Genomic DNA, 9,119 nt, shown 5'->3' on the forward strand with positions numbered 1-9,119 from the left:
GAAAAAAGAGAAGCGGAATAAGGGAAGGCAACAGATTTGCCACGTTCCTGATGTATTTTGCATGTGTGATGATTGCGTTCATCACGCTGTACCCTATGTATTATGTGCTGATTCTGTCGCTTAGCTCACCGCAGTATGCCAGCACCATGAGAGTGTATACCATACCGAAAGGCTTCGACCTTTCTGCCTACAAAGTGTTGGTTCAGAACAGCACTATGTGGCGTGCCTATCTCAATACGATTGTATATGTACTGCCGAATACGGTCCTGATGATCATCACCAGCTCTGTGGTGGCCTATGGGCTCAACTACAAAAAGCTGATAGGGCGGAAATGGCTTACCATGTTCCTGCTGATTCCCATGTATTTCGGCGGCGGTATGATTCCCACTTTTTTGCTGATCGTGAAGCTGGGATTGTACGACTCGCCCCTGTCCCAGATTATACCAAGCTGTTTTTCCATCTGGAACATCATTTTGATTAAGGCGTATTTCAAATCCATTCCGGATTCGCTCTCGGAGGCGGCCAAGATTGACGGGGCGGGAGTCCTGCAGGTCTTTACGAGAGTGATGATACCGCTTGGCAAGCCTATTTTCGCCGTGGTGGCGGTATATACGATCGTGGGCGTATGGAACAGCTGGTTCGGCGCTATGCTCTATCTGCCGCATACGGACTGGCAGCCGCTGCAGTTGTATCTGCGCCGCCTTTTGATCGAAGCAACACAGTCTGTAAAGGAGGTGGTAGATGCAGCAACAGCGAGAGAGATAGCGGAGCGCCAGCTTTCAAATGCGCAATTGAAATATGCGATGATCATATTTACATCGCTGCCGGTATTGTGCACATATCCGTTTTTCCAGAAGTACTTCATCAAGGGTATGGTGCTGGGTTCCCTGAAAGAGTAAGATGCCAATGGCAAAAGCAGAAAATTCAGAAATGTGAATCAGAATGGAGGAAAGTATGAAAAGAAAAGCAATGGCTGCTTTTATGGCAGCAATCATGACAGCATCCCTGCTTGCAGGGTGTGGGGACAATGCTTCCCAGAGCTCCGGGGAGGGCAGCTCCAGCGCCGGTGGGGATTCCGCCGGTGAAGAGAGCAGCGCCGGTGAGGAAGGTGACGCCGGTGAGGAGAGCTCCGGTGGGGGCAGTGGCTCGGAGGAGGCTTCCGGGGATCTGAAGACCCTCCACATCCTGGGCGTGGACCACTCGGGAACGGACGGAAACGGCCAGACCGTGAAGCTGTCAGATTGGGTGAATGGAGACAGCAAGCTCTGGGAGAGGTTCACTTCGGACTTGGCGGAGCGCGGACTGAAGCTGGAGCTGGATCTGATCGAGAACGACCAGTACGACACTACGGTGAACAATCAGCTGGCTGCCGGATTGGACTATGACTTTGTCTACATCACCCCTTTGAGCACGAAGACCAGGATAGGCCTGGTGGAGCAGGGGAAGCTTCAGCCTCTGAATCAAATCTGGAATCAGTATGGACAGGAGGCCACGAAGGAATTCTATGAGCAGGGCGCGGGCAGCGAAGTAGTGAAGCTGAATGTCCTGGAGGACGGGAATATCTATTGGGTATCTACCGCCATCATCGGTACATATGGCGATTCCAATTTCGGTTCCTTCACCATGCCCCAGATTCGTAAGGACTGGCTGGATAAGCTGGGCCTGGAGATGCCGCAGACCACGGATGAGCTGTATGAGGCTCTGAAGGCATTCCGGGAGAATGACGTCAATGGCAATGGGGAGGCCGATGAAGTGGCCCGCCTGTCCCTGAGCACCTTCTCGGGCGGCATAGCGCAGCTGTTTGGGCTGGGCAACTCAATCGCCTATGTGGATTATTATACAGGGAAGGTGAGCTCGCCCTGGTATGACGAGAATGTGAAGGAGTACATCCGGTTCATGCAGAAGCTGTATGAGGAAGGGATGCTGGTTGACGGCGACTCTGAGAATTCCACTGAGGTGGCCGAGAATAAAGCTGCCATGATCTTCGACTGGGCTCTTCAGACCTGGCAGGAGCCTACCATAATGGTTCCCGAAGGAGAGGCTGCGCCTTATTATGTAGGCGTACACTGCAAGGCTGTGGAGGGAGTGGAGCCTCTGATTGCGAGACAGCGCGGCATCCAGAAAGCCGGCTACGACTACGCGGCCACCGACAAGGCAGACCCTGAGGCAGTTGCCATCTATCTGGATTATATTGCCAGCGAAGAGTACGCGCTGCTGAGCGAGTTCGGCATCGAGGGATTCAGCTTCGAGTATGACGAGAACGGCGAGATGGTCCAGTATTCGGACAGTGAGGACAGCGAAGTGCAGATGATCGTGAAGACGCCTGCCCTGTGGGTGAACAATGGTATCGCACCCCGTGTCCAGAAGGTGGACCGTAAGCAGGAAGTCGATATGACCAAGGGCGCCGGCTATGACATGGGATATCCGGAAGAGGGCTTCGAGGAGAAGGTGAAGCTGATCAGGGATATCTATGAGAACGAAGAAAAGTATTCCTATGCGGCGATGAGCGTGGATATGGCTGTGTCGACTGTGGCGGAAAATGACGAAGTGGATTCCTTCTATACAGATTTGGACACCCGCTCCAAGGAAATCCTGATGAACCTTATCATGGGTACGTATTCCCTGGAGGATTGGGATACCTATATCTCGGATCTGCAGAACCTTGGCCTTGACAAGCTGATTGAGATATATCAGAACCGTTATGACAGAGCCTGGGGGAATTAAGGCGTAGATCGGGAAATATAATCATTGGTCCTGAATGTCGGAATGGCGGCCTGCGTAAGCGGGCCGCCATCCTCTTATGTACGAATATGTTTTTCCCGGACTTAATCGGTGGGCAGGGTGAAACGGTTCACCAACTGGTTCAGGCCTGTGGCCTCCGCGGAGAGCTGTTCGCTGGCGGATGCGCTCTGCTGGGCGGTGGCGCTGTTGTTCTGCACTACCATGGAAATCTGGTTGATTCCCTCAGAGACCTGATGGACCGCGGAGGACTGTTCATCGGATGCAGCCGCTATGTGGTCCATGGAAACTGCCACGGTCTGGATGGAAGCAACGACCTCCAGCAGGCTGTCAGCCGTTTCCCTCGCGATGCCGTTTCCTTCACGAACTGCCTCCGAGGAGCGCTCGATGAGCACGGAGGTATTCTTTGCCGCCTCGGCGGATTTCCCGGCCAGGGTGCGCACCTCCTCTGCCACCACGGCAAAGCCCTTGCCTGCCTCGCCTGCCCTTGCGGCCTCCACGGCTGCGTTCAGGGACAGGATGTTGGTCTGGAATGCGATGTCCTCTATTGTCTTCAGAATCTTCCCGATTTCGTTGGAGCAGGTCTGTATCCTGTCCATGGCGTTGGTCAGTGACTGCATCTGCTGGTTGCAGTGGGAGATCGCCTCCCCGGCCAGATGGGTCTGGCTGCGGACGTCCACTGCGCTCTTGGCTGTCTCCATGGCCTGCTCGGAGATTTCCGTGACCTGTGACGCCAGCTCCTCCACTGCGCTGGCCTGCTCTACAGAGCCCTGGCTCAGGGTCTGGGCGCCGGCGGAGAGCTGCTGGCTGGCCGAGGACACCTGACCGGCAGAGCCGTGGACCTGCATCAGCACATCGCTCAGCGATTCCTTCATATGGCGCATGGAGAGCAGGATGTTCTGGAAGCTGCCCACATAGGCCTCCCCGTGCTGGGTGCGGATGTTCAGGTTCTGATTGGCAAGCTGGGTCATCAGATAGCTGATATCATTGATGACTGTACCTAAGCCTTCTACCAGAGAGGCGGTGGAGCGGGCCAGCATGGCTGTCTCGTCCCTGCCGGAGACTTTTGGCACAGGGGTTTCCAGGTCGCCTTCCACCAGAAGCTGCATCCTCTTTGCGCAGGCCTTCATGGGCTTGCTGATGCTGCCGGCCAGCAGCAGGGCCACTACGATGGATATCACCACCGACGCGGCCATCACGATGATATTGATGGTCATGCCCTGGTAGGTGGAGGAGAGGTAATTGAGCTGGGGCGCGGCGACGGCAATGCTCCAGCCGTCGGTGCCGTTCACGGGCGCATAGGCCAGGAACATTTTGCCCTCCGGGCTGTCATAGCTTCCGAAGCCGTTCTCTCCCCGGCACATGGCTTCATGGATGGCGGCCAGGTCCTTCAGGGAGGAGTCGCTTTGGGCCTCGGTGCCGATGTTCTGGACGGTGATGGTATCAAGGACGATGTCGGCAATGGTATCGCCGGTCTTGTTGATCATGTAGGCCCGGCTGTTCTCGCCGACTTGGATGGAGGATACGATATCGTTCAGGAAGGTCTCGGGGGGAACAAAATACACCACGCCCACGATGGAGGAGCCGTGAATCCCGTTTTCGTACAGGGGGGCTGCCACCATGATGGACAATTCCCCGGTGATTTTGCTGATCAGGGGCTCAGATACATAGACATTGCCCTGCATGGCCTGCTGGACATACTCCCGGTCGGAATAGTCCTTTCCGTCGAAAATGCTGATGCCGTCCATGCCGATGAGGTTCCCGCGCTGGAAATTGTGCATGGCGCAGCGCTCATCGATGATGGCCTTTTTCTCTTCCGCCGATGTCTCCGGATCGGAGAGCTGAGGGATGCAGCCGGTGTCCATGGCTACATTCCTGTAAGCGGTCAGCTCCTGTTCCACGCGTCCTGCCGCCAGGACTGCCGTTTCGCTCATCATGTGGTCCACAGTGGCAAGGATGCTGTGGTAGCTGGGCACGATGCCGGAAATGCCTGCCCCCAGCAGGGCTGTGACGACGGTCACGATGAGACACAAGGTGATTTTGGTTCGAATGCTCTTCATTTCATTTCGCCTCCGTATTATGGCTGACGCATTGTCCGATCAGCCGTGTATTTATTGATATTATATAAAAAACAGGGTGCTGTTGTCAATATCCGCTGGTGACATCCGGCCTGCCACCGGACTCTGCCTGCCCGTGTGGAAGCCAGGCTTTCAGGGGCCTGGGGGCCGTATGGGGGAGCGGGGCAGGATATGCGTAAAAGCGGGCAAAACCGGGATTGACACGCTCCGGGGCGAGGCGGTACAATAACACCTGGAAAAGCAGGACTAAGAATGGGAGGGGAATCATGCGGGTAAATCGGGAAGACATGCTGGAGCTTACCAGGAGGATGACGATCGCGAGGAACTGTTTCGGCAGGATAGCCGGCGGATATATGGACGGGGAGGGGTATGTGGACGGCACCTTCAACACCCATTTCCAGAAGCTTTCAGGTGCGGACAAGACGAAGAACCTGCGGATCGCCAAGGCGGTGCCCTTTTCGGAGACGAACCGGCAGCTGAAGGGATTCCGCTTCCGGCCGGAGGGCCAGGGGCCGGGAAGCGTCTGGCAGCTGCTGATGGCGCTGCGGGAGTGCGAGCTGAAGAATGACGCGCTGCTGCTCTCCCTGTACGAATACATAGGGGAGCGGTATCAGCCGGGATTCCCCTATGGCATTTACGTCTTCCATGGAAATTATGACATTCCCCTGAAGGGCAGTGACAAGGTGCAGCAGCGGGAGTCGGAGGAGATTTACAGCTTCCTGGTCTGCGCGATCTGTCCCGTGGACGGGGACTATGAGGCCGGGGAGCCGCAGCAGGGCTTCCTGTTCCCGGCCTTTTCGGACAGGGCCGGGGACATTGACGGCATCGATGTATTCTCGGCGGACGGGAATCCGGAGGCGCTGATGGCGCTGCTTTTCTGAGGTTTTCTTCGGCCTGTCCGGCGACAGGCGTAAAAAAGAGGCATCGTCCCGGGGGGCCGGGCGCGGGTGCATCCCTATGGAGGATGGGGCCGTAGTTTTTTGGAGAGGGTTCTGGCAAAAAGGCCAGGGCCCTTTTCCCATGTCCTGAGAAACTCCCCCTTGACTTTTGTACGAAATCGTACTAAAATGGGGATGCACAAAAATGGTACGATTTCGTACATGCGGACGGCATGCCGGATGTATGCCCGCGGGAGGGAACGCGGAGGGGAAGAGGAGCGGATATATGGACATGGACATGGAAATGGGAGCGGAGACGGCAGCGGCCATGGTGGAGGCTTCCGCAGAGCGGGGGAGCCGCGCGGGCGGCATGGAGGGAGGCACGGCATGGAAGGCGTGACAGGCATCAACGGAGGGAGCTTTTCGGATGTGGAGGAAGCAGAGGGCGTGGCAGGTACGGCAGGCGTGACCAGCGAGGGAATGAGGCGGTTCAACCATCTGGTGAGCGAGACGGATGCGGTGTATCATGAGGCAGCCCTGCGGATGGGCATGTCCGACAGCGTCATGCAGATATTGTATGTCCTCTGTGACAAGGGAGGCAGCTGTCCGCTGGGGGAGATCTGCCTGGTGACCGGAATCAGCAAGCAGACCATCAACTCCGCTCTCCGGAAGCTGGAGGAAGAGGGCTTCGCCTACCTGGAGGGGCTCGGGGGCAGGCGGAAGCAGGTGTGCCTCACGCAGAAGGGACAGGAGCTGGCGGAGCGCACTGTGGTACGGCTGATAGAGATTGAGAACGGCATCCTGGCATCCTGGCCCAAGGCTCAGCTGGAGCAGTATCTGGAGCTGACGGAACAGTATATGACAGCGCTCAGGGAAGGGGTCAGGGAGCTTAAGAACGTATGAACGGGCATTGATCGGTGTGCCGATGCACACAGGGAGGTTAGAATGAAGATTCAATTGTCAGACAGCTTTGATTACAAAAAATTACTGAGGTTTACGTTCCCGTCCATCATCATGATGGTCTTCACATCCATCTACGGTGTGGTGGACGGGTTCTTCGTGTCGAATTTCGTGGGGAAGACGCCCTTTGCGGCGGTGAACTTCATCATGCCCTTCCTGATGATCCTGGGCACGGTGGGTTTCATGTTCGGCACCGGCGGCAGCGCCCTCATCGCCATCACCATGGGGGCAGGGGATAAGGAGAGGGCGAAGAGGCTGTTCTCGCTGTTCATCTATGTATCTGCCATATGCGGCATCCTGATCGGTGCGCTGGGCATTGTGGTAATCCGCCCAGTCGCTGCATGGCTGGGAGCGGAAGGGGAGCTGCTGGACAACTGCGTGGTGTACGGGCGAATCATCCTGGCAGTGCTCCCGGCGCTGATTCTGCAGTATGAGTTCCAGAGCTTCTTCATCACGGCGGAGAAGCCGAAGCTGGGTCTGGCCGTCACGGTGGCGGCCGGGGTGGCCAATATGGTGCTGGACGCTCTGTTCGTAGGGGTGCTGCGCTGGGGGCTTGTGGGCGCGGCTGCGGCTACGGCCATCAGCCAGTCCGTCGGCGGCATCATCCCGCTGATTTATTTCGGCCGCCCCAACACAAGCCTGCTGCGGCTCACCAGGACGAAATTCGACGGGCGGGCATTGCTGAAGGCCTGCGCCAACGGCTCCTCCGAGCTGATGTCCAATATCTCCATGTCTGTGGTGGGCATGCTGTACAATATCCAACTGATGAAGTATGCCGGGGAGGACGGCGTGGCGTCATATGGTGTACTGATGTACGTAAATATGATATTCCTGGCGGCCTTCATCGGCTATTCCGTGGGCGTGGCCCCGGTGATTGGATATCATTACGGCGCGGGGAACCATGGGGAACTGAAAGGCCTGCTGAAAAAAAGCCTTGTCCTGATCGGCATCTTCTCGGTGGGCATGGTGGCGCTTGCGGAGGGCCTGGCGCGGCCTCTGGCCCTGATTTTCGTGGGATATGACCCGGAACTGCTGGATATGACGCTGCGGGGATTTCTGGTGTACTCCTTTTCCTTCCTGTTCGCGGGGCTGGCCATCTACGGCTCGTCCTTCTTTACCGCCCTGGGGAACGGCCTGGTGTCGGCGCTGATCTCTTTCCTGCGGACGCTGGTGTTCCAGGTGGCGGCAGTGCTGATATTTCCCCTGATATGGGGGCTGGACGGCATTTGGTTCTCCATCGTGGCGGCGGAGCTGGTGGCGGCCCTGGTGACGGTGGCGTTCCTGGCCGGGAAGCGGAAGAAATACCATTATTGACGGGGCGGCATCGGCGGCAGGGGTTTCGCGCAGCGTCAGGGGATTCCTGCGCCGACGGCGGAAAAGGCCAGATCCCTCCACGGAGGTCAGTCCGGCCAGTCCTGTATCAGCCCGGCGGTTTCGTCAAGGTCGATCTGGAGCTCGCCGCCATAAAGGGCGAGCCCGGCTGTGCCTGTCAGGGGATAGATGCAGGGCAGATAGTCCCGGGTAAAATCGTATGTGAGCAGCAGCCGTTTCCCGGGGTCGATGATCCAGTATTCTTTGACGCCGGCATCGCTGCATTTCTGCAGCTTCTTGATGCAGTCCTTTCTCCGCGTGGAAAATGAAGAAGAGCATTCATGGGAGAGGATTTCCAGGATGAAGTCCGGCGCGCCCATGATGCCCCAGCGCTTGATTTTATCTCTGTCGCACAGGATGATCAGGTCGGGCTGCACCATGGTCTTGTCGTCGCAGTCCAGGCGGACGTCTATGGGGGAAATCAGGGGGATGCATTCGCCGCCTTTTTTCCGAAAATAAGTTTCCATCTGTGAAAATATTCTGCCCGCAAGCCTCTGGTGTACAAAGCCGGGGGCTTCCATGACATAGATTACGCCGTCAATCAACTCTATCCGTTCCTCCTCCGGCCAGGCATAGTAATCCTCGATGGTATATTCGCCCTGGCGCTTCTCCGGCCTCGCCTCATACGCGATGGCATTCTCCTGTACGCCGGGCCGGGATTCCCGGCAGCCATAGCCGCAGCGGGCCGCCGGGGCGTGCCCTTCCTCTGACGGCCGGTTTCCGTTCTCTCCCTGCGCTGTTTCGCCCATTGCCGTCGCCGGGACAGGGTTTTCCTGCGCCGAACATTTCTTCTCTTCCTTCATCCTCATGTCCTCCTTTCGATGGCTATATACTCTCGGAATCTCCAGGCCGCATATCATGCGGCTTTCCGAAGCTCCTCTGAGCCGATTCCCCCGCTTTTCCAGGCGTTGTCCGATTCCCATGCCGGATTCCGGCTCCAAAGATTCCGAGAGTCTATGGCTTTGATTTGCGTCAGGCAGTCCTGGCGGATTCCAGGAATGCCGCAAAAATCTTCCGGCTCCCCTGGTTTACCTGGTAGGAGAATTCCGGGTGCCACTGGACGCCCCAGACGAAGCGCTTCTCCGGCATATAA

8 protein-coding genes are annotated in these 9,119 nt (G+C 57.1%); 6 read left to right on the forward strand and 2 right to left on the reverse strand.

Annotation, left to right across the window (positions count from 1 at the left end; genetic code table 11):
* Both Q2B33_RS21225 and Q2B33_RS21230 read left to right on the forward strand, forming a co-directional pair.
* The coding region (locus tag Q2B33_RS21225) for a carbohydrate ABC transporter permease (RefSeq protein WP_300914236.1) at positions 1 to 899 on the forward strand (899 nt) is incomplete at its 5' end.
* A 55-nt stretch (positions 900 to 954) separates the two neighbouring features.
* Positions 955 to 2,724 carry an extracellular solute-binding protein gene (locus Q2B33_RS21230; RefSeq protein WP_300565073.1) on the forward strand — a complete coding sequence of 590 codons (1,770 nt, stop codon included), beginning with the start codon at positions 955 to 957 and terminating at the stop codon, positions 2,722 to 2,724.
* Between the two features lie 101 nt (positions 2,725 to 2,825).
* Here the strand turns inward: Q2B33_RS21230 and Q2B33_RS21235 are convergent, their stop codons facing one another.
* The gene (locus Q2B33_RS21235; RefSeq protein WP_300565072.1) at positions 2,826 to 4,799 is read right to left on the reverse strand and encodes a methyl-accepting chemotaxis protein; all 1,974 of its coding nucleotides are present in this window, start codon (positions 4,797 to 4,799) and stop codon (positions 2,826 to 2,828) included.
* A gap of 284 nt (positions 4,800 to 5,083) precedes the next feature.
* On the opposite strand from Q2B33_RS21235, the gene Q2B33_RS21240 reads away from it, so the two are divergent.
* The 4 genes from Q2B33_RS21240 to Q2B33_RS21255 all read left to right on the forward strand — a co-directional run bounded on the left by Q2B33_RS21240 (position 5,084) and on the right by Q2B33_RS21255 (position 7,969).
* A complete protein-coding gene (locus Q2B33_RS21240) occupies positions 5,084 to 5,698 on the forward strand; it encodes a DUF4317 family protein (protein ID WP_300565071.1) in 615 nt (204 codons plus the stop codon).
* A 202-nt stretch (positions 5,699 to 5,900) separates the two neighbouring features.
* Entirely contained in the window at positions 5,901 to 6,095 is a 195-nt protein-coding gene (locus Q2B33_RS21245) for a hypothetical protein (RefSeq protein ID WP_300565069.1), read from the forward strand.
* Entirely contained in the window at positions 6,083 to 6,598 is a 516-nt protein-coding gene (locus Q2B33_RS21250) for a MarR family winged helix-turn-helix transcriptional regulator (protein ID WP_300565067.1), read from the forward strand. The genes Q2B33_RS21245 and Q2B33_RS21250 overlap by 13 nt, the downstream gene beginning before the upstream one ends.
* Positions 6,599 to 6,640: 42 nt before the next feature.
* Positions 6,641 to 7,969 carry an MATE family efflux transporter gene (locus tag Q2B33_RS21255; protein ID WP_300565065.1) on the forward strand — a complete coding sequence of 443 codons (1,329 nt, stop codon included), beginning with the start codon at positions 6,641 to 6,643 and terminating at the stop codon, positions 7,967 to 7,969.
* An 86-nt stretch (positions 7,970 to 8,055) separates the two neighbouring features.
* Here the strand turns inward: Q2B33_RS21255 and Q2B33_RS21260 are convergent, their stop codons facing one another.
* Complete coding sequence (locus Q2B33_RS21260; protein WP_300565062.1) at positions 8,056 to 8,829, reverse strand: Uma2 family endonuclease; 774 nt, start codon at positions 8,827 to 8,829, stop codon at positions 8,056 to 8,058.
* Positions 8,830 to 9,119 lie beyond the last annotated feature (290 nt).

This window comes from uncultured Acetatifactor sp. (genome assembly GCF_948601915.1).
Lineage (GTDB): Bacteria > Bacillota > Clostridia > Lachnospirales > Lachnospiraceae > Acetatifactor.